This window comes from Streptococcus suis (assembly GCF_002964575.1).
Lineage (GTDB): Bacteria > Bacillota > Bacilli > Lactobacillales > Streptococcaceae > Streptococcus > Streptococcus suis_R.
In genome coordinates, this window is the sequence record NZ_POQQ01000026.1 from 31629 (window position 1) to 54386 (window position 22758).

General features: G+C 42.7%; 28 protein-coding genes. All 28 read right to left on the minus strand.

Features of this window, described 5'->3' with window-relative positions; genetic code table 11:
* Positions 1–7: 7 nt before the first annotated feature.
* The gene (locus C1E58_RS01845; protein WP_105209139.1) at positions 8–442 is read right to left on the minus strand and encodes a precorrin-2 dehydrogenase/sirohydrochlorin ferrochelatase family protein; all 435 of its coding nucleotides are present in this window, start codon (positions 440–442) and stop codon (positions 8–10) included.
* Positions 443–444: 2 nt separating this feature from the next.
* A complete protein-coding gene (locus C1E58_RS01850; protein WP_105209140.1) occupies positions 445–1029 on the minus strand; it encodes a cob(I)yrinic acid a,c-diamide adenosyltransferase in 585 nt (194 codons plus the stop codon).
* 20 nt (positions 1030–1049) lie between these two features.
* A complete protein-coding gene (locus C1E58_RS01855) occupies positions 1050–2537 on the minus strand; it encodes a cobyric acid synthase (RefSeq protein WP_105124916.1) in 1488 nt (495 codons plus the stop codon).
* Positions 2500–3339 (minus strand): energy-coupling factor ABC transporter ATP-binding protein, encoded by an 840-nt coding sequence (locus C1E58_RS01860; protein ID WP_105124917.1) that lies wholly within the window; start codon positions 3337–3339, stop codon positions 2500–2502. Before C1E58_RS01860 ends, C1E58_RS01855 begins: the two co-directional genes overlap by 38 nt.
* Before the next feature lie 9 nt (positions 3340–3348).
* The gene (gene cbiQ / locus C1E58_RS01865; protein WP_105116865.1) at positions 3349–4014 is read right to left on the minus strand and encodes a cobalt ECF transporter T component CbiQ; all 666 of its coding nucleotides are present in this window, start codon (positions 4012–4014) and stop codon (positions 3349–3351) included.
* Complete coding sequence (locus C1E58_RS01870; RefSeq protein ID WP_105116866.1) at positions 4001–4282, minus strand: energy-coupling factor ABC transporter substrate-binding protein; 282 nt, start codon at positions 4280–4282, stop codon at positions 4001–4003. Before C1E58_RS01870 ends, cbiQ begins: the two co-directional genes overlap by 14 nt.
* A 1-nt stretch (position 4283) precedes the next feature.
* A complete protein-coding gene (locus C1E58_RS01875) occupies positions 4284–5006 on the minus strand; it encodes an energy-coupling factor ABC transporter permease (RefSeq protein WP_105209141.1) in 723 nt (240 codons plus the stop codon).
* Positions 5007–5025: 19 nt separating this feature from the next.
* Positions 5026–5721: a cobalt-factor II C(20)-methyltransferase gene (locus C1E58_RS01880; protein ID WP_105124919.1), complete on the minus strand. Its 696-nt coding sequence runs from the start codon at positions 5719–5721 to the stop codon at positions 5026–5028.
* Between the two features lie 9 nt (positions 5722–5730).
* A complete protein-coding gene (locus C1E58_RS01885) occupies positions 5731–6498 on the minus strand; it encodes a sirohydrochlorin cobaltochelatase (protein WP_105124920.1) in 768 nt (255 codons plus the stop codon).
* Complete coding sequence (cobA, locus tag C1E58_RS01890) at positions 6495–7949, minus strand: uroporphyrinogen-III C-methyltransferase (protein ID WP_105209142.1); 1455 nt, start codon at positions 7947–7949, stop codon at positions 6495–6497. Before cobA ends, C1E58_RS01885 begins: the two co-directional genes overlap by 4 nt.
* Before the next feature lie 17 nt (positions 7950–7966).
* Complete coding sequence (gene cobK / locus C1E58_RS01895; protein WP_105124922.1) at positions 7967–8740, minus strand: precorrin-6A reductase; 774 nt, start codon at positions 8738–8740, stop codon at positions 7967–7969.
* Positions 8737–9462, minus strand: coding sequence for a precorrin-3B C(17)-methyltransferase (gene cobJ / locus C1E58_RS01900; protein WP_105106638.1), 726 nt, complete (start codon positions 9460–9462; stop codon positions 8737–8739). Before cobJ ends, cobK begins: the two co-directional genes overlap by 4 nt.
* A gap of 20 nt (positions 9463–9482) precedes the next feature.
* Positions 9483–10571: a cobalt-precorrin 5A hydrolase gene (locus C1E58_RS01905; protein WP_419579951.1), complete on the minus strand. Its 1089-nt coding sequence runs from the start codon at positions 10569–10571 to the stop codon at positions 9483–9485.
* A complete protein-coding gene (locus tag C1E58_RS01910) occupies positions 10519–11292 on the minus strand; it encodes a cobalt-precorrin-4 methyltransferase (protein WP_105209143.1) in 774 nt (257 codons plus the stop codon). The genes C1E58_RS01905 and C1E58_RS01910 overlap by 53 nt, the downstream gene beginning before the upstream one ends.
* Positions 11293–11297: 5 nt before the next feature.
* Positions 11298–11861 (minus strand): decarboxylating cobalt-precorrin-6B (C(15))-methyltransferase, encoded by a 564-nt coding sequence (locus C1E58_RS01915; RefSeq protein ID WP_105124924.1) that lies wholly within the window; start codon positions 11859–11861, stop codon positions 11298–11300.
* Positions 11851–12465 (minus strand): cobalt-precorrin-7 (C(5))-methyltransferase, encoded by a 615-nt coding sequence (locus tag C1E58_RS01920; RefSeq protein WP_161951248.1) that lies wholly within the window; start codon positions 12463–12465, stop codon positions 11851–11853. The genes C1E58_RS01915 and C1E58_RS01920 overlap by 11 nt, the downstream gene beginning before the upstream one ends.
* Entirely contained in the window at positions 12456–13580 is a 1125-nt protein-coding gene (gene cbiD, locus C1E58_RS01925; protein WP_105116876.1) for a cobalt-precorrin-5B (C(1))-methyltransferase CbiD, read from the minus strand. Before cbiD ends, C1E58_RS01920 begins: the two co-directional genes overlap by 10 nt.
* Before the next feature lies 1 nt (position 13581).
* Positions 13582–14277, minus strand: a complete 696-nt coding sequence (locus C1E58_RS01930) for a cobalt-precorrin-8 methylmutase (protein WP_105209145.1) — start codon at positions 14275–14277, stop codon at positions 13582–13584.
* A 9-nt stretch (positions 14278–14286) separates the two neighbouring features.
* A complete protein-coding gene (locus C1E58_RS01935; RefSeq protein ID WP_105209146.1) occupies positions 14287–14970 on the minus strand; it encodes a cobalt-precorrin-8 methylmutase in 684 nt (227 codons plus the stop codon).
* Between the two features lie 9 nt (positions 14971–14979).
* Positions 14980–15927 (minus strand): adenosylcobinamide-phosphate synthase CbiB, encoded by a 948-nt coding sequence (gene cbiB, locus C1E58_RS01940; protein WP_105209147.1) that lies wholly within the window; start codon positions 15925–15927, stop codon positions 14980–14982.
* Between the two features lie 3 nt (positions 15928–15930).
* Positions 15931–17286: a cobyrinate a,c-diamide synthase gene (locus C1E58_RS01945; RefSeq protein WP_105209148.1), complete on the minus strand. Its 1356-nt coding sequence runs from the start codon at positions 17284–17286 to the stop codon at positions 15931–15933.
* Positions 17287–17467: 181 nt separating this feature from the next.
* Positions 17468–18076: a cob(I)yrinic acid a,c-diamide adenosyltransferase gene (locus C1E58_RS01950; protein ID WP_105124931.1), complete on the minus strand. Its 609-nt coding sequence runs from the start codon at positions 18074–18076 to the stop codon at positions 17468–17470.
* A gap of 15 nt (positions 18077–18091) precedes the next feature.
* The gene (cobT, locus tag C1E58_RS01955) at positions 18092–19138 is read right to left on the minus strand and encodes a nicotinate-nucleotide--dimethylbenzimidazole phosphoribosyltransferase (RefSeq protein ID WP_419579954.1); all 1047 of its coding nucleotides are present in this window, start codon (positions 19136–19138) and stop codon (positions 18092–18094) included.
* A gap of 19 nt (positions 19139–19157) precedes the next feature.
* Positions 19158–20024, minus strand: a complete 867-nt coding sequence (locus C1E58_RS01960; protein ID WP_105209221.1) for a kinase — start codon at positions 20022–20024, stop codon at positions 19158–19160.
* Positions 20017–21111: a threonine-phosphate decarboxylase CobD gene (gene cobD / locus C1E58_RS01965; protein ID WP_105209150.1), complete on the minus strand. Its 1095-nt coding sequence runs from the start codon at positions 21109–21111 to the stop codon at positions 20017–20019. The genes C1E58_RS01960 and cobD overlap by 8 nt, the downstream gene beginning before the upstream one ends.
* Before the next feature lie 9 nt (positions 21112–21120).
* A complete protein-coding gene (locus C1E58_RS01970) occupies positions 21121–21591 on the minus strand; it encodes a EutP/PduV family microcompartment system protein (RefSeq protein ID WP_238142210.1) in 471 nt (156 codons plus the stop codon).
* A gap of 179 nt (positions 21592–21770) precedes the next feature.
* Entirely contained in the window at positions 21771–22238 is a 468-nt protein-coding gene (locus C1E58_RS01975) for an 8-oxo-dGTP diphosphatase (RefSeq protein WP_105209151.1), read from the minus strand.
* Complete coding sequence (locus C1E58_RS01980) at positions 22231–22734, minus strand: GNAT family N-acetyltransferase (RefSeq protein WP_161951249.1); 504 nt, start codon at positions 22732–22734, stop codon at positions 22231–22233. The genes C1E58_RS01975 and C1E58_RS01980 overlap by 8 nt, the downstream gene beginning before the upstream one ends.
* Positions 22735–22758 lie beyond the last annotated feature (24 nt).

Consider the following 22758-nt stretch of genomic DNA (forward strand, 5'->3'; position numbering starts at 1 on the left):
ACCTTTTTCATTCTAAGTCTTCTAATAGTGCTTCGATTTTCTGACGTATAGCTTTTGAATAGGCAGCTGAAGCACCATTTGTTGAAATCATGACTGAACAATTTTTTCCCTTGGCCATTGCTACATTATAAAAATCTGAATGGTTCTTGTCACCTGTATTGTTGACCAGCTGACTAGGTCCAGCATCCGCCATTACCTGCAGATTGACACTGGCTTGGTCGGTACAGGCAAAGGCTAATCTTGCCCCCTCTAAGTCTCCTTTTTGATAGGGTCTAGCAAGCCAGTTCACCTGCGTCGCATCAATACTGGAATGCAGGTCTGGACTGATGACAGTCACCAAAGCTCCTTGATCTAGCAAGCCCTTAATTTTTCGGGAAGCAACCTTTCCCCCACCTATCACAACTACTTTTTTTCCATTTATGTTGATCATAACAGGGTACATAATCATGCCTCCTTTTTCCGACTTCGAAAAATCTTAGAGCTGCGTTCATAGACTGTATCAGCAATCCCTAGTCTAAAATTAACCAGGCGAGCTAGGACAAAAAAGTAGTCTGATAAACGGTTAATATAGACAAGACCGACTGGATTTACTTTTTCTTCTATCTCCATTAAGGCTACCATCCGACGTTCCAATCGTCGAGTTAGCGTCCTTGCCATATGAAAAGAACTGGCAATCAAATGCCCACCTGGTATGATGAACTTCTCCAACTGCGGTGGCTGGTGCATATAGGCATCCATACGTTCTTCCAGCCAATTCACAGTAGCTTCTTCCTGCTTGTAGGGCCGCAATTCCCTTGGTGTAGCTAGGTCGCTGCCACAATCAAAAAGCTGCTGCTGGATTTGCTCACACTCTAGTCGAAGGTCGTCCAGTTCTACGTATTCTCTCATCTCCGCAACAATTCTTCCAAGCAGGGAACACAGTTCATCCATAGTCCCGTAGGCTTCCACGCGCTCATGGGTCTTGGAAACTCGGTCACCACCATAAAGACGGGTTTTCCCTCTATCTCCATATCCTGTATAAATTCGCATACATTTTCCCTTCCTAACGGTCAAGCTAAGATGTCATAGATAGCTGTCATATCTAGCGACTCTCTCAAAATAGTTGCTAATTTATCGTATTCTCTATCTTTCATGGTCTGAATGGTTTCTACTTGTTGGTCGAGAGCAGGCAAACCTTTTTTGATCCTCAGTTGATTGAGGTAGTCACGAGTCCAGGCCACATTGTCGAAAATGCCATGTAGATAGGTTCCTTGAACCTGACCTCCATGTCCAATGGCTCCGTCCTGGCGGTCCGTCGCTTCTCCATTTTGCAAGACAATAGTTGAAAATGGTTGAACACCGTCAGCCAACTGGGTTTCCCCCATGTGAATTTCATAACCTTCTAAGCTGTAATCTCCCTGCTTAGCCTGAACTTGAGTGGTACATTTGTTGGCTCGGAAAATAGTGGTCGTTTCCAGAAGACCTAGCCCCGCCATATCCTCAATGCTCGATTCCACCCCTAGAGGATCGGAGAGCTCTTGCCCCAGCAACTGATAGCCACCACAGATGCCAAAAATAGCACTTCCTTCTTGGAAACAACGATGGATCTCTTTATCCAAGCCTGACTCTGCCAAATAGACCATATCTTCAATGGTATTCTTGCTTCCTGGTAAAATCAAGAGATCTGGACTGCCAAGCTCATCAGCGGATCCAACATAGCGGACAGATACATCTGGATGCATTTCCAGACTATTAAAATCTGTAAAATTGGACATCCTGTTCAGGTTGATAATCGCTACATCCAGGTCTTTTTCTAGATTGAATTTCCTACTTTTCTGAACAAGGGCCACGCTATCCTCACTGTCAATATGGAGCTGAGCGTAAGGGACAACACCCAAGACAGGAACCTTTGTCAACTCTTCTATCATATCAATTCCTGACTGAAGAAGGGCAACATCCCCTCGGAATTTATTGATAATCACTCCCTTGATCCGCTGGCGGTCCTCCTCTGGCATGAGCATGATTGTCCCATAAATCGAGGCAAAGACACCGCCCTTGTCAATATCTGCAACCAGGATAACAGGTGCATCCACCAGTCTCGCCATGCCCATATTGACAATATCCCTGTCGTTCAAATTGATTTCAGCAGGACTTCCTGCCCCTTCAAGAAGGATGACATCATTTTCAGAACTCAGTTCCTCATAAACATCCTTAATCTTAGGAAGCAGTTCCTGCTTAAATTCGTGATATTCAACAGCATCCATATCGGTCAAAACCTGACCCATGAAAACAACCTGGGATTTTCGGTCAGAAGTTGGTTTGAGGAGAACAGGATTCATGCGAACATCTGGTTCAACCTGAGCAGCCTCTGCTTGAAAGACCTGAGCCCGTCCCATTTCCTGACCTGTTTTAGTAATGTAGGAATTCAGGGCCATATTCTGTGATTTGAAGGGCACAACCCGCAGGCCATCCTGCTTAAAAATACGACACAATCCCGCTACGATAATACTCTTACCAGCATCAGATGCAGTTCCTTGAACCATCAACGATTTTGCCATAGTCTTTTCCAATCCTTTCAAAAAATACCTGTTCATTTTCTGCCAATGGAAGGCCCATTGCTAGATGTAGTTTAACTAGCCAAGGTAAAGATAGGCGCGCCTTCTCTAGTGTCTCCTTCTCTAAAAAGACACTGCCCACATCTCCTTCCAAGACCAATCTTCCCTTATCAAGTAGATAAACGTAGTCACAACAGTCATACATCAAATCCATATCGTGACTGGTCAAGATTATCTTCGTACCTTGCTTGGCCAACTTTTTCATCAAAATCATCATGTGATCTCGACCACGCGGATCCAGTCCTGCAGTCGGCTCATCCAGCAACAAGTACTTGGGTTGTAAGGCTAAGACACCTGCAATCGCAACCTTTTTCTTCTGCCCATAGCTCAGATAGTGAACAGGCCGATTTCGCAGATGTTCAATATGCATATCCTTTAAAGCCTTATCCACCCGCTCCTTGATTTCTTGCTCAGGATAGGAAAGATTTCGAAGGGCAAGAGCCACATCATCTTCCACGACTGAATAAAACAATTGTTGTTCAGGGTCTTGAAAAACAATTCCGACCTCTTGGCGATAGGCATATAATGCTTTTTTAGAATAAACGAGCGGTTTCTCTTGGTAAAATACCCTCCCATTTTGGGGCTGATAAAGTCCCATGATGACCTTCATCAAGGTAGATTTACCAGAACCATTGGCTCCTAAGACACCGACGATTTGCCCCTTGTCAAAGTCCATACTCACATCTTCTAGGACCTTACCAAAATCGAAATTATAGGTATAACTGATATTCTCCACACTCAGCATGATGACCTCCTAACGATCAAAGCGAAATTCTAACATATCATTGATCTGTCGATTTGCTCTCATCAATCTAGTAAATAATTGACTAGCTAATAAGCCCATGGTTTGATAACTCTGTTTCATTGTTCCAAAACCAAATTTCAAATCAAGTGTATCCCGCATGACGAGAAATTCTTCCAAAAACATGAAGATAAAACGATACATAAAGACAATAACTTCCAATAATTCGTTTGGAATACGAAAACTTCTTAGCAAGTCAATCAACTGTCTAAATGGTACAGTAAGAACAAAAAAGTAGGTAGACATCAAACAAGCATAACTTCTCACAAACACCTCAAGGGTTTGAACTAGACTGGCCTGGCTGATGACTGCATAGCCCTTCCACAAAGGCAAGGCGAGAAGGACATCCTGCGAAGGAGATGCTTGAAAACTCACGGCCATGGTTACTAAACTGATAAGAACGAAAGGCAGGGTTAACAATAGCCATTTTGCATAGGTTTTCCAATGTAACCTTGCTACATAACAAGTCACCGGAAATACGGCCACTATAATAGCCCATTGTAGGCTAGGAATTCCTGTAAAAGAAATTCCTAGCAACAATAGGTAAATCCCTAATTTTACTTTGGGAGATAGCCCGACCAGTCTGTTCTGGTAGGCGTATTGATCAATGATTAACATATTTCTTTCCCTTATGATAACCCAATACATAGGTAATAATACCAACACCAATGCTACCTTGAAGCGTGAAGAGAAGACTCTCAATTTCGCCACTAGCTGGTTCGTAAATCGAAGCAAACCATGGTTCATAGTCTGGATTAACCTCTGTAATGGCTACTTCAGCTCCCCCATCCGAACCACCAAATTCAGCATCTTTAGGTGCTAGGAAAAAGGCACCGACAGCAATTAAGACACAGGTCAATAACAAGAAAATATTTTGCTTTTTCATCTTAGAATACCCCTACTTCTTCTTTTTTAGCATTGGCTACAACCAAGTTATACAATACTACTGACAAAAGACCTTCAATGATAGCGATTGGAATCTGTGTAACCATGAAGACACCCATAAATTTCATTGCAGCACCAACGACACCTGCTTGTGCATCTGGAAAGGCCAATGATAATTGTAGCGAAGTAGTTAAATACGTTGCCAAGTCAGCTACAAAGGCACAGAGGAAAATAGCCACGCGCTTATTGACTTTCATAGACAGAGCTAATTTATAGACAAAGTAACCGACAAATGGGCCTACGACTGCCATTGAAAATCCATTTGCTCCCAGAGTTGTCAAACCACCGTGAGCCAAGAAAAGAGCTTGGAAAAGCAAACAGATTGTTCCTAAAACTACCATGACACTTGGACCAAACATAGCTGTACCAAAGCCGACACCTGTTGGATGAGATGTTGAACCTGTTACAGATGGAATTTTCAGGGCTGACAGAATAAAGACAAAGGCACCTGACAAAGCCAAGCCAACCTTGCTTTCAGGATTGCTCTGAACCGATTTTTTTAGTTGAAACAATCCATAAAGGAAGAAGGGTGCAAAGATAGCAAACCAAAGCAAGGCATGTGCAGGTGGTAGGTAACCTTCCATAATGTGCATGGCTGCTACTGGCGTAGCTGTAACTAGGGTCAGCAAAGCAACAAGTGCTAAAAGATTCAATAACTTTTTCATGTTATTCTCCTTTAATTTTTTAATGTTTTTTGACTAACATAGTTGAGAAATAGGATAATGTTTCATCCTGAGAAAGATTGGCAATGCCACGACGAATCTCTTGTTGTTCTGTACTAGAACGACTAACAAGAATCGTTTTTTCAAGCAGATCAAACTGTTTTAACAAGGGAAGCACTTCAGCAAGATGATTGGCCACCTTCATGATAACAACCGTTTCATGTGTTGCTAATACAGCCTCTAAGCGTTGAACACCTGCAGTCGCTGGAACAACTGCAAAGGATTCCTCATCCATGACCAAGGGCAAGCCTGCTTCTGCAGCGATACTGTTATAAGATGTTATTCCAGGTATGGTCTTGGTTTCGATACGGTTTCCGATAATATCTAATAGATAACTATAGGTACTGAAAACCATGGGATCACCGAGAGTGATAAAGCCTACATTCTTACCTGCTCGAACATCTGCAACAATTTCCTCAGCGATTTCTAGCCACTGACTTTCTTTATGCGACTTATCCCGCACCATTGGAAAATGCCGTTGCTTGATGGTCAAGTCTTCGCTAACATAGGGACTAGCAATTTCTAGTGCTAAACTTTTGGTGCCTTTCTTGGCTTCGGGAGTATAAAGAATATCAAGCTCTCCTAGGATACGACTGGCTTTTACTGTCACTAACTCGCTGTCACCAGGTCCAATACCGATTCCATAAAATCTCGCCATAAGCTACTCCTATTCAATAATTTTACTAAGGTGTTGAATATATCTATCCCGAATAGCTGCATATTCTCCTAAACCAATTAAGTGAGGTATCACTTCATAGCCGCGTTGGCTAAAGTAGGTATTCCACGAATCTTCATCGTCTGACACCATATCATTGGTTGCATGTTCTCCCGCCACAAGCATGAATGGTGCTAAATGCACTTCTTTGATTCCCTTAGATTTTAATTTCTCCTCAATCTGCTCAACAGGTGGATAGCTTTCTACACAACCAATATGGACTGAGCTCCCTGCCAACATATGATCCAAAGCCGCATAGGCTACAAAAGCATTATGTTGGCTTCCATGTCCCATTAAAACAGTAGCTGCCTGTTCACCAAAATGACCATATTGGTCAATCAGTACTTGCTTGACTTGCTGATAGTCGTCTTCACTGTGGAGCAAGGGCTGACCAACTTTTATGATGTCAAAATAGGATTGGAATTCTTTTGATTGATTCAAGATTTTTTCAAATTCAGATCCAGCAATAATGTGTAATGGTTGAATGTAAACTTCTCGAATACCCTCATCCTTCATTTGTTCCAGAGCTTGTTTAACAGTTGGAATGTCCAGTCCCTCATTTTCCTTTATGCGTTTTAAAACAACTGTGGAAGTAAAGGCTTGATAAACAGCATACTGGGGAAAAGCGTCTTTAATGGCCAATTCACAGGCACCAATCGTTTTTTGTCTGGTTTCTGGATGAGTTGTTCCAAAACTCACCAATAATATAGCTTTTGTCATAGAGTCTCCTTTATTAAAATATCACGGCATTTATCCCGAACAGCTAGAATAGTTGGTTGGTCCGTTTCAATAATATTTGAATAGCCTGCTTCCACCAGCTTATCACGTGTTGTTTCTCCCATAACGATAATTGGCAGTTCCTGAAGGTCTAGCCCTGTTTCCTCCACGAGAGTCACAAAATTAGCCGCAGCAACTGAATTTGGCAAGCAAACACAATCAAGATTCGTCCAATCTTGAGGACTTAATTCTTTATCAAATGCAAGACTATGGGTGACCAGCACAGGGAAGTCATATAAGCTTCTTAAATCTGCCAGCTTGTGTTCTGGAGCCACTAAATACCAAGAGTCCTCAGTCTTTTCTAGTAAATCCTTAATGACCGGATCCTTACTTTGTATCCCTTTTGCTACCAATAAAATCCCTGCTTCTTCCAGTGTCTTAGCAGTATGGTGACCAATGGCTGCAAATTGAACATGGGATAGACTTCGTAAATCAATCCCTTCTTCTCGCAATCGAGCTAAGAACAGCTCCCAACTCTGCCTATCAGAAAATACCATTCCATCCACTTGTGACCAATCTGGTAGTTCAAAGGCCAGCTTGTTAACCCGTGTACGACTTGGAAATTTAACCAAGGTCGCTCCATCATCTTTTAAGTAGATTGGTAACTTCCCAGTCGCAGAATCTTGTAAAAAGATTCGCTTGCCATGCAAGGGAAGATGTTCATAGAAATTTAATTCTTTCCTGAACGAAACCACATCACCTACTAGGATGATAGAAGGAGCTTTCATATTCTCTTGCAGGGCTAATTCTTCAATGGTAGCTAAGGTACCGTCAATAGAACGTTGGCTTGGATGGGTTGCCCATTCTACAATAGCAACAGGGGTATCCTTGGAAAAACCATTGTTGACAAGTTCTTGTGTAATAAGCGACAGATTTTTCATCCCCATTAAGAAGACTAGGGTACCTTTGAGCTGACTAATAGCTGCCCAATTCAGATTTTCCATTTCATCCTGCAGGTGACCTGTAAAGACATGGAAGCTGGTCGCCTTATCCCTAAAAGTCATTGGGATGCCTGCATAAGTGGCTCCTGCAATAGCGGATGTGACTCCTGGAACAATCTCAAAAGGAATTCCAGCCTCTACCAAGGCTTGTGCTTCCTCACCACCTCGTCCGAAGATATAGGGATCTCCACTTTTCAGTCGGACAACACGTTTGTTTTCCTTAGCTTTCTCAATGAGAATTCGCTCGATTTCTTCCTGGCGAATGCAAGGCATGCCTGGTTTTTTTCCAACATCAATCAGCTGACACTTGTCTGATAGATAGGAAAACAAGTCCTGATTAACTAGACGGTCATAAACCAAAACATCTGCTTCACGCAATCTTCTAGCACCCTTGACCGTTATCAGTTCAACGTCACCAGGTCCCGCCCCCAACAAACTTACAAATCCTGTCATTCTAACTCCTTTCATTGTTAAACTATTTGGCATTCGTTTTGAACTATTTCTATGTAGTCTTTTAATTCTTCTATGGACGACACCTTCTTAGGATAGTCCACCTTAGGCCTGCCGATAATAATGCAATCGACACCCAATTCTTGACAGCCTGTGATTTTCTCACGAATACCACCAACACTGCCACTTTCTTTGGAGACAAAGGCTTGAGCCTTGGACCGTAAAATCAATTCCTTGTTGCACTCCTTGGAAAAGGGTGCCTTAATGGCATCAATCTGATCAGCGACCATGCCCAAGCGTTCGCAAGCCAGCAAAACCTCAGAAGTTGGAAGAACACGGGCCACAATTCGTACATTAGGTAAGCCCTTAACAAAGAGGGGCAAGGTCTTACTTCCTGTTCCCAAATAAACAGTAGAGTAGCCTTTTTCTTTTATCAGAGAAATAGCTTCTTCTGTAGAGTTTACCACTAGGGCTCCCGTCAAATCCCCCGTTTCCTTCCGCTCATACCGCAGGTAAGAAATCCCAGCAAGCTCTGCTGCTCTCATAGCCTCCTTGGAAACCAAATCAGCAAATGGGTGAGTGGCATCGATGATTTCATCCACTTGGTGTTCTTGGACAAAACTGACCATATCCTCTGCCGTCAAACGCCCCTGAATGACTGGTTGACCGAATTTAGATGCCAGATGTTTCCCATAATCTGTCACCACCGATGTTGTTACCTCGATATCTAGATCATTTAGCAGAGCCAAAATCTCTGTGCTATCTGAGGTTCCTCCCAAGAGTAATTTCATCATAGAGTGTATCCTCTAGGAGTGACCATGCGACCATTTTTGATATAGGTTTCTTTATTTCCAACGATAACAATAGTTGTCATATCGACCAAGGACTCATCCAAGTCTTTAATGGTTGTTAAGATATACTCCTCTTTCTTTCGACCAATATCCTTACCGATGCCGACAATGGTATCTGGTGATTTATACTCCGCAATGATTGAAAGGGCTTTGGACAGATGGTCCGGCCGACCCTTGCTACGTGGATTGTAGAGACAAATCACAAAATCACCCTGTGCAGCTGCGTGGAGTCGTTTTTCAATAACAGGCATAGGAGTCATTAAGTCACTCAGACTGATATGACAAAAGTCATTCATCAAGGGAGCCCCCATAATTGCTGCAGCACCCAAGCTAGCTGTAATGCCTGGAATTACCTTAACTTCTAAATCAGAATCATCACCAATCAGCTCTAAAATCAAGCCAGCCATGCCGTAAACGCCTGCATCACCACTGGATACAACACCGACATTCTTACCTGTTTCCAAAGCCAAATCAATCGCTTTTTGGCAGCGTTCAATTTCTTTCCGCATACCTGTCGCCACTAATTCCTTACCTTCTACCAAATGCAGAATCAAACGCATATAGGTCGAATAACCAACAATAATCTCACAATCCTCGATAGCCTTGAGGGCTTCTCCAGACATTAGTTCCTCTTTCCCAGGACCTAATCCAATCACATAGAGCATAGCATTCTCCTTTATATCTATTAGTTTATAGGGACTTTACCTAAAGCAAAGGTACACCCATCTTTTGCAAATCGATTTGTTAGAACCTGGCCATCGCTGGCAAGGTCTGCACTAGCAAGCGCCACACTTCCTACCCCAACTGTTTTTTTCACGAAATCCGAACAAGGATACTTGTCAGCAACCTTCTCTAAGTCCTCCTTGCTATACACATCAAAGGGGCAAGATAGTTGTTCTGCTAAATCCAAAATGGCCTCTTCATCCTTCTTGATGTCAATACTGACAATCCTCGCAATTTCGGTCTGTTCAATACCTTGTTCCTGACAAAATTCTTGAAAGTTCCGATAAAAAATCTCAGAGGATACATTTTTTCGTGCCCCAACTCCAAGTACATAGGGCTTAGGATAAATGACTGCAAGATGTTCACGTTTGCTGGCCATTTCCTTTGTCTGCAAGAGAATAAGAGGGGCATCTCCAGCTAGGACTTCTTCCACTTGATTGGCTTCAAGAAGGCTTAAGCCCCGCACATCTTCTATCCAAGGTTTTTCTTGGTAAAAATAGACCCTTTCCCGATTTGCTAACAAGCCATTAAATTCCTTGACCAAGGGGCGTAGGTCAGATCGCCAACCATTGACGGATTTGGCAAGGGTATCCAGGGCAACAACATTTTGAACATCCGTTGCCGTTGTAATGACTGGATTAGCTTCCAGAAGAGTAGCAATTTCCCTAGTCACTTCATTGGCTCCACCCAGATGACCACTTAGTAGACTAATGACATTTGTCGCATTTTCATCTAGGACAATGACGGCTGGGTCTGCTGCTTTGTCCTGAACAACAGGGGCAATGGCACGGACAACAATTCCGGTCGCCATGATACAGACCAGAACGTCCACTTGTTGAAAGAGCTCTGCTATTGCCTGAGTAGGACGCTTATCAAAACCTGTCACCTGATTATCTGCCAATTTAGCTAGGCTATAGATATGACAGGGACGTGCCCACTTGCTTTTCAACCTTAGAGCCGTTTCTTTGCCAGTTTCTGTTAGGGCAACAAGGGCAACCTTACTGGGCATGGCTACTTTTTCCATGGCGATACTCGTGTTCAAATTCTTCATGGTAAAGTTTTGAATAATAGAATTCCTGACCTAGAAAATCACCAACCAGAATCAGAGCCGTCTTACTGATATCCGCTTCTTTGACCTTCTCTGCAATCGTTTCGAGTGTGCCAAAAACCTTTTTCTCCTCTGGCCAAGTTGCCTTATAGATGACCGCAACAGGTGTAGTGGTCGGATAGCCACCTTGAACCAATTCTTCCACCACTTTTTCAATGCCTTGAATAGATAGGAAAATAGCCATTGAAGTACGGTGTTGGGCATAGCTTCGTAAGGACTCGCGTTCTGGAACAGGCGTACGGCCAGCCATGCGGGTAATGATGACACTTTGGGAAACTTCAGGCACTGTGTATTCTGTTCCAATACTAGAAGCCGCTCCTAAGAAGGAGCTGACACCTGGAGTACAATCAAATGTAATTCCTCGCTTCTTCATCTCCTCAATCTGTTCACGGATAGAGCCGTAGATGGAGAAATCACCTGTCTGTAAACGAACAACCTCCTTGCCCGCCTTGACACCTGCTTCCATGACATCAATAATTTCCAACAAATGCATTCCTGCACTGTCATAAATTTCTGCACCTTCCTTGCAGTAATCCAATAGGGCTGAATTGACCAAGGAACCTGCATAAATCACAACATCCGCCTGGGATAACTGCTTATACCCCTTCAAGGTAATCAGTTCCACATCACCAGGACCTGCACCAACAAAATGTACTTTCGACATTCTCTCTACTCCTTTTTAGCTTTTTGACAAGAAACCACGATTGTTGGATTCTGTGGTTTGAAGTAATGACCTTTTCCTAAACTTGTCCAGTTGCCAACTTGTACTGAGGTGAGTTCTAGGTCTTCCCAATTCATGGTTTCAGCAATCTGGGCTGCCTCTAAGGCATTTTCCAAAAGTATAAAATTCAAGACCAGCCTGCCTCCAGGAAGGAGAAGTTTCTGACACCAGTCAAAAATTTCCTGCATGTTTCCACCAGTCCCACCGACAAAAATAGCATCGAAGGGACCTTGCAGTTCAATCGGTGCCTTCCCTTCATAAAGAGTGATGTTTTGGCACTGAAATTTCTCTATATTTTGTCTGGTTAGGGCTAAAGCATCAGGATTCTGCTCCACAGCTACTACCTCTAACTGAGGATAGCTACAAGCCGCTTGAATCGTAACACTACCAGTCCCAGACCCCACATCCAGCATCCGTCTAGCATGTGTCAAATCTAGTTTATCAATGCTAATGGCGCGAATCTCTGATTTTGTCATAGGGACCTTGGTCCGAATAAATTCACTATCCTTCATCTACAATTACCACCACATTCATTTTATAGTCACGATCAACCACATCTTCTGCTGCTAGAATACTGATTTCCTCATCTTCGTAGCTCAGATGTTCACCGACAATGATTTTCCGTTTAAGTCCCCTTTTGAGGACCTCCTGCGCAATTTGATAGGGACCAACCTGGGCATCTGTCACCATGAAGACCTTGGGCAAACTCATGATCAAATCAAAGTTTGGAAGCTTAGCATGACTACTAGTTAAATAAGCATCATTCATAGGCAAACAAACCTTGCTGGCCAAATATTGCATGGAGCTAATCCCCGATAAAATGCTAACTCTACCTGGAAACTTCTCAGACATCCACTTGCCCAATCCGTAGATCAAGGGATCTCCTGAAACTAAGTAAACTATAGAAGCTTCTAGGGGATATGTTGCCAATAAGGCTTCTAGGTCTTTCAATTTTTTAGGAGCTATAACCCCTTTCTCCTTGAGCCTATCAGGAAGGACTTCTAAATGACGCTCGCTTCCCAAGATATAGTCTGCCTGCTCACAACGATCCAGTTGACCAACCAGACAGTAGGCTGGATTTCCTGGACCAATGCCAATCACATCTATCATGACCACTCCTCCTGGATTTCCGCTAAGCTTTTGGTTGAAGCTAGGTAGCCATCCTCTGTTCCAAATAAGACAACATCAATGGTCACCGTAGGTTGACGGTACTTGAGCAACCGCTCTGTCTTAGCCTTAATCTTGTCTGCTAAAATCTGATAAATCCCTTCATATCCATATTCTTTGATAATGGTTGCTGCTGCATCTGTTGTCAAACAAGCATTGACCTTCTGTAACATTTCCAGAGGAGCACCCATGAGGGCTAAATTAGCTATTAAGGTATCAATGCGTCCGTCAGAATCCTTACTATGAGTGGACATGGTTCCCGATGCAACCTTGACTAACTTGCCCATATGCCCAACCATCAGTACCTTTGTAAATCCAATTCTCTGAACTTCTTTTAGAACGTGCCCCACAAAATTACTCATATTGACAATCTGCTCTTTGGGCAGGCCTAGACCATCCATTCCAAAGGCTTCGCCATATTTGCCAGGCGATAGGACAACGGAGCGATAGCCTTTATTATAAAGCATGGACAACTCGACTGTAATGGCTGCCTTCCAGCTATCTTCAGACATGGGATTGACAATCCCCGTAGTACCTAAAATAGAAATACCGCCCAAAATACCCAGCCGTGAGTTATAGGTTGCCTTAGCAACTTCCTCGCCTCCAGGAACAAATATCAAGACTTTTGCTCCACAATCTGGACCAATCAAGTCACGAACATGTTCTTCAATCATCCTTCGAGGGGTTGGGTTTATAGCTGCCATACCGACCGCATTGGCCAGACCAACCTCCGTCACCCGACCAACTCCCTCACCTCCATCAATTTCAATTTCCGTCTGATGGGGCAATAAGGTAACCGTTGAAAAAATCAATAATCCATGGGTCGCATCGGCATCATCGCCTCCATCTTTTTGAATAGCTGCCGTAGCTGTTTGTTCACCAAAGGAAGGCTTGTGAACGTCCATAGTAACTTGAACGCCTGAAGCCGTTTTTACCGTCACCTTCTCCTCGATTTCCTGTTGTAAAATCATATTTACAGCTGCAACGGTCGCCGCTGTCGCACAGGTTCCTGTCGTAAAGCCTCTTTTTAGCTTTTTTCCATCAACATAAACATATTCATCCATCTTAGTTACCTTGACAATAGCCTTTTTTTGAAGGTGAGAAAAGTTGCCCTTCCTTATCCTCAGCTTTCAACTGATAGAGTATAGCATTCACGATAGCTGCTGCAATCGTACTGCCACCCTTTCGACCAAGCGCAGATATGGCTGGTAACTGGCTCTCATGGAGCTGTAATTTTGATTCTGCTGCCCCAACAAAACCAACTGGAACCCCGATGACTGGAACAGGTTCTAGTAGACCTGCTTCAACCATTTCCAAAACCTTAAAAATAGAGGTTGGAGCATTTCCGAAAACAAAGAGCTTGGGACCATCGACCTTGGTTGCATGTTCCACAGCCGCCATTGAACGGGTAATTCCCTTCTCCTTGGCCTCTTTGAAAATTTCTGGCTCATTCACTAAGCAACGGTAGGCAACACCAAGTTGATCCAGCAATTTTTTATTGAAACCTCCCAACACCATAGTCGTATCTGTGAAGATGGTCCCCTTATTTTTCAAGACCTTTACAATTTCCTCAATAGCATAATTAGAAAACTGTATATTGTAGAGGTAATCAAAGTCTGCACTGGTAAAAACAACTCGCTTTAAAACTGCCTCCTGGTAGGGATCTGTGAACACAAACCCAGAGTGTTGCTCAGTGATGATTTCCTGAATTTTTTTGTAACTTGCTGCCTCAATCTGATGTGCATTTGTCATATAAACCATAAACATCTCCTACTTGTTTTTTGGGGTTGAATAGCGAACATAATCCCCAGTCAAAACTTCTTTTAACTGATATATGATAGCATTTATAATCGCGACGACAATGGTACTACCACCCTTTCTACCAATCGTTGCAATGGCAGGAATGGGCGAAGCCAGCAAGTCTGACTTGGATTCTTCAACATTGATAAAGCCCACTGGTACACCAATGATTGCCTCAACATCTACTTGTCCTGCCTCAACCAATTCCAACAAATAAGATAGGGCTGTAGGAGCACCGCCAAAGGCATAGACTTTTGGACCTGGAATCTTAGCTGCCACTTCCACAGCAGCCATAGCCCGTGTAATCCCTTTTTCCTTAGCTAGTTGTGCAACAGCTTCATCGTTTATCAGACAGGTATAGGTTACACCCATTTGATCCAAGACACGCTTATTGATACCATTGAGAGAAATGCTGGAATCCAGTACCAAGGTCCCTTTATTTTTTAAAACCTCTACAATTTTCTGATTAGCGTCATGGGTAAAACGCAAATTATAAAGATAATCAAAGTCACCTGAGGTATGGATAGCCCGCTTGATAATAGACTCTTCCATCTCTGTTTGAAAACGATAATCTGGATGCTCCTCATCAATAATGGACTGGATAATCTTAAAACTTGTTTCCTCAATAGAGGATGGATTTTGAATATAAGTCATGTATGGCTCCTAAAAATTAGTCAATAATGAATAAATCACACTAAATAGCATCAGAGAAACTGTTGTACTCATATATAGTAAGTGAACAGTCGTTTCAATATCCGAAAATGCTACAGGACGAACAGCTTCACCAATGGTTGGTTTTTCAACCCATTCGCCATGGTAAATATGGGCACCACCAAGCTGAATACCTAAGGCACCTGCAACCACAGCTTCTGAAAAGGCACTATTTGGACTGGCATGTTGGTAACGATCTCTAAAACCAATGCGACAAGCTTCTTTGCTATCTAATTGTAAAATATGACTAGCAATCATCAAGCAGAGCCAAGTCAGTCGAGCAGGGATCAAGTTTGCCATATCGTCCAACTTGGCAGAAACAAAGCCAATCTGCCTGTATTTTTCCGTCTTGTAACCAACCATAGAATCCAAGGTATTAACTGCCTTATAGCCCATCGCTAGAACTGGTCCACCGATGAACAAGCATAGCAAGGGACCAATGACGCCATCGCTGGTATTTTCCGCCACTGTTTCAATAGTAGCCTTAGAAATTTCCTCTGCAGTCAACTGGCTAGTATCACGTCCAACAATCATACTAACCTGATATCTAGCCTCTTCAATAGTCCCCGTCTTTAACGTATTCAAGACCTTCAAGGCCTCAAAAGCCAAACACCTTGTCGATAAGGTGGTATAGGCTAGATAGATCCACATTCCCCAATAAAGAATCGGTGAAAAACGTGCAGATAGGGCCAGCAAGAAATAGGTGACTCCCACTGTCAGTCCAACTGTAACCAACCATAATAAAAGCCCGTAGACATATTTCCCTTTTGGACTATTAGGCTGGCCTTTCAAAAACAGGCTGATAAAATGACCGATCAGCTTGACTGGATGAGGCCAACTATAGGGATCTCCCAGTAACCAATCCAATAAAACGGCAATGAATATCGCAATCAAATACATAGGCTATTCCTCACCAATACTCCTGAGCCAATTTTCCAACAAGACCTGATTTTGATAAAAATGAACATGCAGATAACTAGCAAAGGTTTTACCAGTTTGATAGCCACCTGTCCAGCTAGAAACAACCTGCCCATCTCGAACTTTTTCCAGTTGCAAGACGGTGGGTTCATTGGTTTGGAATACTGAATGGTGAAACTCATGGCCCCTAACAACCGTATCCTTTGGACCAAATAAGCTCCTAACCTGAGTCTTAGCTTGGCAATAACCAAAGCTTTTTAGCCGGTCTGTCATAAGACTGACACCATCAAATATCCCTACCATATCATAAGAACCCTCTCCAGTTTGCAGTTCCTTACCTAGATACATCAGGCCCCCACATTCTGCGTAGATGGATTTGTTCTCTTGATGGGCCTGCAAAACAGACTTCCTGAAAGAATGATTTTCCATCAACTCCTTTGCATAGACCTCTGGAAACCCTCCTCCAAAATAGTAAGCATCTGCTTCAGGTAATTCTTTGTCATTAAGGGGACTAAAGGGAATCAAGTCCACCCCATATTCCCTTAACAAATCCAAATTATCCTCATAGTAAAAATGAAAGGCATCATCAAGAGCATAGCCAATTTTTAGCGGGAAATGTTTTGAAGTGCGGAATGGATTTGACGGTTCTTCACCAGCTATATCTACCTTCTCAAGCAAGCGGTCTAAGTCAATATGGTCTTGAGCCAACTGACCTAAGATAGAGAAATGTTTCTCCAAGTTTTCCATCTCAACATCAGGCACTAGGCCTAGATGTCGTGAAGGCAGTTCTACCTGAATATTCTTAGGAAAGTAGCCTAAAACTTCCACATCCGTATAGCGTTCAATAGCTCCTTTTATCAGTTCATAATGCGTTTGTGAAGCAACTCGATTGATAATTACTCCTGCAATAGTCAAGTCTGGATCAAAGGTTGAAAAACCGTGTACCATGGCCGCCGCTGATGTTGAAGTGGCTTTCCCATCGATGATCAAGACAACAGGTATATCTAATTTCTTCGCAATCGCAGCCGACGAAGCACAATCTTTATCCGTACCCAAACCATCAAATAGACCCATCACCCCTTCAACAAGGGCAATGTCAACATCCTGATGCCATTTTCTAAACGACCAGTCTAAAGCAGCTTGATCAGGAATCATAAAGCTATCTAAATTACGGGAAATTCGCTTGCTAATCCGACTATGATAAGCCGTATCAATATAATCCGGACCAACCTTATATGGTTGTACTCGTAGACCTTGCTCGGTCAAAGCTTTTAAAATCCCTAGAGTAACAGTTGTTTTTCCAACTCCACTAGAAACACCTGCTAACATAAATTGTTTCATGTATTTCCACCTCTATCAAACAAAAAAGGGCTACAAAAAATAGTGATATTTTTTGTAGCCCCGTTGCTCACATTTATTGATTTTAACACGCCATTGTGTCAAATGATTTTTCTTATAAAATCATTCTACACCTTCTAGAGCATTATGTCAATATGTAAACGAAAACGGTTTTAAAAATGCTCTATCTTCCTTCTTCCCTAGCCTTAGCCCAACGCTCCACATCAGCTTTGGTAATATTATGAAAGACTTTTGCCCCTCTTTCATAAGCAATATCTGGCTGCTGATGGGTAAAATTGATCACACGCGCCAAGGCAAAGAAGTAATCAGACAGACGGTTTACAAATACCAAGACTTCCTTATTTATCTCCGTAGTCCACATAGTGCCTACAATGTGTCGCTCTGCACGTCTAGCTATAGTGCGTGCAATATGGACCATTGCTGCAATTTCATTTCCACCTGGCAAAATGAACACTTCCAAGGCTGGCGGGATATCCGCATAGGTATCAATGCGCTCCTCAATCCAATCAACCATGGTTTTGTCAACCTTGTAAGGATAGACACCATGCGGCGTTGATAAATCCGAACCACAGTCAAAAAGATAATGTTGTAGTTGCAACAATTCATCTTTCAAGGCATCTGCTGGATCCATTTTAGTAATGATATAACCAATCCAAGAATTTAATTCATCAATGGTACCATAAGCATTAACACGCTCTGCATCTTTTGCAACACTCTGACCACCAACCAGCTTGGTCAAGCCTTTGTCACCTGTTTTTGTATATAACTGCATTTGAATTCTCACTTTCTATTTTGATTGACGAATGTCGATATAATCATCCCTACTCAATTTTCCCTCTGAAAAAGTAGGCATTGATTCAATCGTATAAACTGCATTGCTCATTAAAAAGAAGGCTAAAGGACAACCCGATCCCTCTCCCAATCTCATATCCATCAAGAGCATGGGGTCTAATCCCAGGTGCTCACAAACCAAACGAGAGGCAGGTTCTGTGGAAAGGTGGGAAGCAAAACAATAATCTAAAACATGAGCATTTAATTGACTAGCGATCAGCAAGCCTGTAATGGAGATCAAGCCATCCACCACGCAGGGAAGTTGATGATGAGCACAGGCCAGATAGGTTCCTACCATACCCAGCATATCTAATCCACCAACTTTTGCAACAATGTCCAGAACATCACTATAAGGAGCATGGCGAGCAACTGCTGAAGCAATCACTTGTGTTTTATGGGATTTCATCCCTTCTGTCAACCCTGCTCCGTAGCCAGTAACTTGACTAGCTTCTACATTCAAAAGAGCACTGATCACAGCTGCTGAGGTTGTCGTATTGCCAATTCCCATCTCCCCAGTTCCAAAAAGTCTATAGCCTTTCTGAATACAGGCAACCGTTTCTCTATAGCCAACCAAAATCGCTTCGACAGCTTGCTCTCTAGTCAAAGCAGGCTCTTTCAAAATATTGCCTGTCCCTCTCCTGACCTTACAAACTTGGTCGCTATTAACATCTTTCATGCACCCTATATCCACTACCTTGACATCTGAACCTACATGTCTTGAAATGGCACACAGACCCGTTTTGCCTTCTAACATATTACGGGCTACGATATAGGTCGTTTCCTGCGGGTTAGCAGATATTCCCTCTGCAACCACGCCGTTATCAGCTACATAAACCATTACCATCTGTTTAGAAAGGTCAATGTCTCCATGAAACATGGCAAACAAGCGCGCATAGATGGTCTCCATTTTACCAAGAGCACCCAGTGGCTTGGCTAGCTGGTCACAAACCTTCTTGCCCTTTTCCATTTCAAGCTTTTCTAGTGGTCTAATTTCACTCAAAATATCTTGTAGTTTTTCCACCTTAACCTCCTTTCACCCTTCGAACACCTTCAAAACAAATCTTTGAAAGGTAGCGTTGGTCATAATACTTGCCAATTTCTCCCTTAGAAAAATTAGCTTCTATTGTAGAAATCAGTGGTAATTGACTTTTTGTCATCAATATACCTACAACCGTTCCACTGTGAGCCACATTGACACCTAGCAGTCCCAATGATTTCACAATGGACAGGATGTCTGCCAAATAGGGCTTGGGCAGACGAGTATTGTTCAACAAGGCACTAGTAGTTGCAAGTTGCCCCAAAAGAATTTCATTTTTTGACTGACAAGCCTGCTGAAACAGTTCTAACAGTCCTTCTGAGGCTTGGACTGGATAAGTAGGACATTCTGTCATTCTTGCCAGCTCGACTGTCCACTCAGTCTTTCTGGGTTCAAGAATATAGACATAAAGTTCTGGTTTCCAATCCGTTTGGAACAATATCTGCCCCGTCAAGGGATTGATGACCGTCCAGTCAGCAAAGGCAATCGAATCCGTTGGCTCAATCTGACAACAAAACTTAGTCACTTCGTCGGCAGTCAAATGCCTATTTTGAACAAAGGCTAAGGCTTGTAGGCTTGCCAGCATATCTGCCGTGCTACTGGACATTCCTTTTCCGATTGGAAGACTGGACTTCTTTTCTAGCTTCCATCCATCCTCTATCGGATCAAGATAATCCAAGACCTTGACAACCTTTTCTCCTATTGCAAATTCCGTTTCTTCCTCCTCTCTGATGAGTCTTGCATAGGACTTGCGATTGATACCGTAGGTCAGCAAAAATTCTTGACCGTCCTTCACCCCCTGAAACAATTCCCCACATGAACCTGGACAGGAAAACCATTTGTTCCTAGACATGACCATCACACTTTCCTAGCACAGATCTTAAAGCCTCAATCAAGCGACCATTTTCCTCTCTTGATCGAATGGCTACTCGATAGTGGCGGTCGTTCAGATGATGGTAATTATGGCAGGAACGAATAAATATTTTTTCTCGAATTAAAAGCTCCCTCAGACTGTCATTTCCCTCGTATTCAAAGAAAATGTAATTGACAGTCGGTGGCAAGACTTTCAAATAAGGCAAGGCAGTCAATTCTCTATAAAGGAATTCCTGCTCACTCTTGAGCCACTCTTCTGTCGCATGGTGATACTCACTATCCTTGAGAATCACAGGTAGCAAGGCATCTGCCAATGCGTTGATGGTCCAAGGTGGTCGCATGTCATCCATTGCTGTAATAAAGTCTGTATTACTAGATAAGGCATAACCCAACCTCAAGCCAGGAATAGCATAAAATTTTGTCAAAGAGCGAACAACAATGACATTTCGATAGTCCTTCAAATGATCCACCATAGAATAGACAGCCTTGTCTAAAACAAAGTCCATAAAGGCCTCGTCAAGAACCAAATAGGCCACTTTTTGCCTTAGAAATTCAGCTACCAATAACAAGAATTGATTGGATACCAAAGTCCCTGTTGGATTATTTGGGTTACAAATCAGGACCAAATCCCCAGATGACAGCTTCTCCAAGTTGGGTAAGATTGATTCAAAAGTCCAACTATAATCTGGTCCTTCCAATACATGATAAATAGGCTCTGCACCAACCTGCTTAAAGGCTTTTTCATACTCCATAAATGTCGGACTTAAAAGCAATATCTTCTTAGGCTTCAAATACCTAGCCAGGTCATAAAAGATCTCTACCGCACCGTTCGATAGAAGAATTTGCTGGGGCGGACAAGAATGGTATTCAGCCAGGGCTGCCTTGGACTGTGAATAAGTCACATCAGGGTAATGGACCAATTTATCTAAACTTTGTATGACACTTAATCTTACGTTTTCTGAAAGACCAAGAGGATTGATATTGGCTGAAAAATCCAAACACTCCTCTGGATGAAAGCCCAAATCACAGGCAAGCTGATTCATATTTCCACCGTGCTCTACCTTCATCCCATCACCTCAACTTTCCTTGGTCAAATAGCGCCGAATCTCGTCAATTCCTTGATTATCTGTTAATGATACCTCAAAAATTTCCTTAGCACCTGCTGCCAGTAATTGCGCTCTAGCCTTCTCAAGGCTGCTAGGATCCGTCACCAAATCAACCTTGGTGATAATTCCAATCACTGGTTTGTTAAACAAAGAGGAGAATCCTTGTGGAAAAGTCTGCATGGTGGCTGTTGCTGAAGCTAGTAATCCAATTACCTCCGCTTCTGCTGCTGTTACAGACAAGGCATTGTAATAACGCCGATGTTGTAAAAATTCCCCAGGTGTATCAATAATGGAATCATAAAATTGAATGGCTTGTGTTTTGAAGTAATTGATATCAAGCCCTTTCAACCGTTGTGTCAACGTCGTTTTTCCAACCCCAACTGGACCAACAAACATAATTTTTTTCGATTCAAGCCCCATGTAATCATCCTCTCGATTCATATTTTCCAAAAGAGAAATGCTCTGTCATCAACTAATTTAGAAATAAAAAAGGCAAAGTTATCCCGTTGTTCTATAACTTCCGCTTCATTGCGAACAACAGGCCCCTTTGCCTTTTATATATTAACAAGTATAGTATATACTATATTCCAGTCTTCGTCAACTTAAAAAATGAAGCAAGCCTACCTAAAATTCTTATCCCACTCTCCATCATCATTTTTTCGAGTATAAAAGAACTCAGACAAATCTGGGTCATCCATGACTTTTAGGATTTCTAGCAAATCATAGGCTAAGTCCATCTGCGGTAAGTCTGTTTTATTGACCCAACGTACCTCTCCCTCTTCAGTTGATTGAAGGGTTCCAGTAAACTCCGTTGCCTTATAGAGAAAGACCAGATAGCGATGCCCTTCCTTGTCAGGCCAATGCTTGATACCAACCAGATGAGCGTTTGTGATGACCAGGCCAGTTTCTTCCTCAACTTCCCGAACAACCGAGTCATAAAAATTCTCACCTTCTTCAACATGCCCACCAGGAAAGGCAACACCTGACCAACGATAGCGTTCAGGGTCCCGAATTTGCACGACGACATTCCCATCCTTATCTTCAATCAAACACATATTGGTCAAGGTAACCGTTTCTTTTCTAGCCATTTTCTCTCTCTTTCTGTTTAAAAATCATTCTATATTCTGTACGTTCTGCCCCTAAATTGACAGTTTTTTTGACACCATCAAATCGAAAACCAACTTTTTCATAGAAGGCAATCGCACGCGCATTCCCCTCCAAAACCCAGAGGGAAATCTGTTTGTAGCTCTGCAATTTTTCCAAAGCCGCCTGCATGAGCTGATAACCAATCTTTTGTCCGTAGTAGTCCGACAAAACATAAAGAGCATAAATCTCCCCCGCTGGCTGTAAATCCTCCTGACTGCTGGCGCCGTAGCAGGTAAAGCCGACCACCCGCTCATCCACCAGAGCTACCAAAATATTTTGAGGATAACGAACAGCCCAATCTTGACAACGTTCTAAGGTATAGACATTCTCTAAAAACTCCTGTGGCAACAAGTCTGCATAAGCTTCCTGCCAAGACTTCCAATGCACATAAGCCTTGCCTTGTATTTCCGTCTCTGACTCCATAGGTTTGATAAGCATACGATACCCCCTGAACTTTTCCTC

What these genes read in the sequence shown, in the direction of transcription:
- C1E58_RS01970 (WP_238142210.1), bottom strand. Translation starts at nt 21,591, where the DNA reads ATGAATCGAGAGGATGATTACATGGGGCTTGAATCGAAAAAAATTATG.
- cobK (WP_105124922.1), bottom strand. Translation starts at nt 8,740, where the DNA reads ATGATGAAATTACTCTTGGGAGGAACCTCAGATAGCACAGAGATTTTG.
- C1E58_RS01910 (WP_105209143.1), bottom strand. Translation starts at nt 11,292, where the DNA reads ATGTCGAAAGTACATTTTGTTGGTGCAGGTCCTGGTGATGTGGAACTG.
- C1E58_RS01975 (WP_105209151.1), bottom strand. Translation starts at nt 22,238, where the DNA reads ATGGCTAGAAAAGAAACGGTTACCTTGACCAATATGTGTTTGATTGAA.
- C1E58_RS01960 (WP_105209221.1), bottom strand. Translation starts at nt 20,024, where the DNA reads ATGTCTAGGAACAAATGGTTTTCCTGTCCAGGTTCATGTGGGGAATTG.
- cobD (WP_105209150.1), bottom strand. Translation starts at nt 21,111, where the DNA reads ATGAAGGTAGAGCACGGTGGAAATATGAATCAGCTTGCCTGTGATTTG.
- cbiD (WP_105116876.1), bottom strand. Translation starts at nt 13,580, where the DNA reads ATGGATGAATATGTTTATGTTGATGGAAAAAAGCTAAAAAGAGGCTTT.
- cbiQ (WP_105116865.1), bottom strand. Translation starts at nt 4,014, where the DNA reads ATGTTAATCATTGATCAATACGCCTACCAGAACAGACTGGTCGGGCTA.
- C1E58_RS01875 (WP_105209141.1), bottom strand. Translation starts at nt 5,006, where the DNA reads ATGAAAAAGTTATTGAATCTTTTAGCACTTGTTGCTTTGCTGACCCTA.
- C1E58_RS01950 (WP_105124931.1), bottom strand. Translation starts at nt 18,076, where the DNA reads ATGCAGTTATATACAAAAACAGGTGACAAAGGCTTGACCAAGCTGGTT.
- C1E58_RS01945 (WP_105209148.1), bottom strand. Translation starts at nt 17,286, where the DNA reads ATGAAACAATTTATGTTAGCAGGTGTTTCTAGTGGAGTTGGAAAAACA.
- C1E58_RS01850 (WP_105209140.1), bottom strand. Translation starts at nt 1,029, where the DNA reads ATGCGAATTTATACAGGATATGGAGATAGAGGGAAAACCCGTCTTTAT.
- C1E58_RS01845 (WP_105209139.1), bottom strand. Translation starts at nt 442, where the DNA reads ATGTACCCTGTTATGATCAACATAAATGGAAAAAAAGTAGTTGTGATA.
- C1E58_RS01880 (WP_105124919.1), bottom strand. Translation starts at nt 5,721, where the DNA reads ATGGCGAGATTTTATGGAATCGGTATTGGACCTGGTGACAGCGAGTTA.
- C1E58_RS01885 (WP_105124920.1), bottom strand. Translation starts at nt 6,498, where the DNA reads ATGACAAAAGCTATATTATTGGTGAGTTTTGGAACAACTCATCCAGAA.
- C1E58_RS01860 (WP_105124917.1), bottom strand. Translation starts at nt 3,339, where the DNA reads ATGCTGAGTGTGGAGAATATCAGTTATACCTATAATTTCGATTTTGGT.
- C1E58_RS01930 (WP_105209145.1), bottom strand. Translation starts at nt 14,277, where the DNA reads ATGGTTTATATGACAAATGCACATCAGATTGAGGCAGCAAGTTACAAA.
- C1E58_RS01870 (WP_105116866.1), bottom strand. Translation starts at nt 4,282, where the DNA reads ATGAAAAAGCAAAATATTTTCTTGTTATTGACCTGTGTCTTAATTGCT.
- C1E58_RS01935 (WP_105209146.1), bottom strand. Translation starts at nt 14,970, where the DNA reads ATGACTTATATTCAAAATCCATCCTCTATTGAGGAAACAAGTTTTAAG.
- C1E58_RS01980 (WP_161951249.1), bottom strand. Translation starts at nt 22,734, where the DNA reads ATGCTTATCAAACCTATGGAGTCAGAGACGGAAATACAAGGCAAGGCT.
- cobA (WP_105209142.1), bottom strand. Translation starts at nt 7,949, where the DNA reads ATGACAGGATTTGTAAGTTTGTTGGGGGCGGGACCTGGTGACGTTGAA.
- C1E58_RS01905 (WP_419579951.1), bottom strand. Translation starts at nt 10,571, where the DNA reads ATGAAGAATTTGAACACGAGTATCGCCATGGAAAAAGTAGCCATGCCC.
- C1E58_RS01915 (WP_105124924.1), bottom strand. Translation starts at nt 11,861, where the DNA reads ATGAAGGATAGTGAATTTATTCGGACCAAGGTCCCTATGACAAAATCA.
- cobJ (WP_105106638.1), bottom strand. Translation starts at nt 9,462, where the DNA reads ATGCTCTATGTGATTGGATTAGGTCCTGGGAAAGAGGAACTAATGTCT.
- cbiB (WP_105209147.1), bottom strand. Translation starts at nt 15,927, where the DNA reads ATGTATTTGATTGCGATATTCATTGCCGTTTTATTGGATTGGTTACTG.
- C1E58_RS01855 (WP_105124916.1), bottom strand. Translation starts at nt 2,537, where the DNA reads ATGGCAAAATCGTTGATGGTTCAAGGAACTGCATCTGATGCTGGTAAG.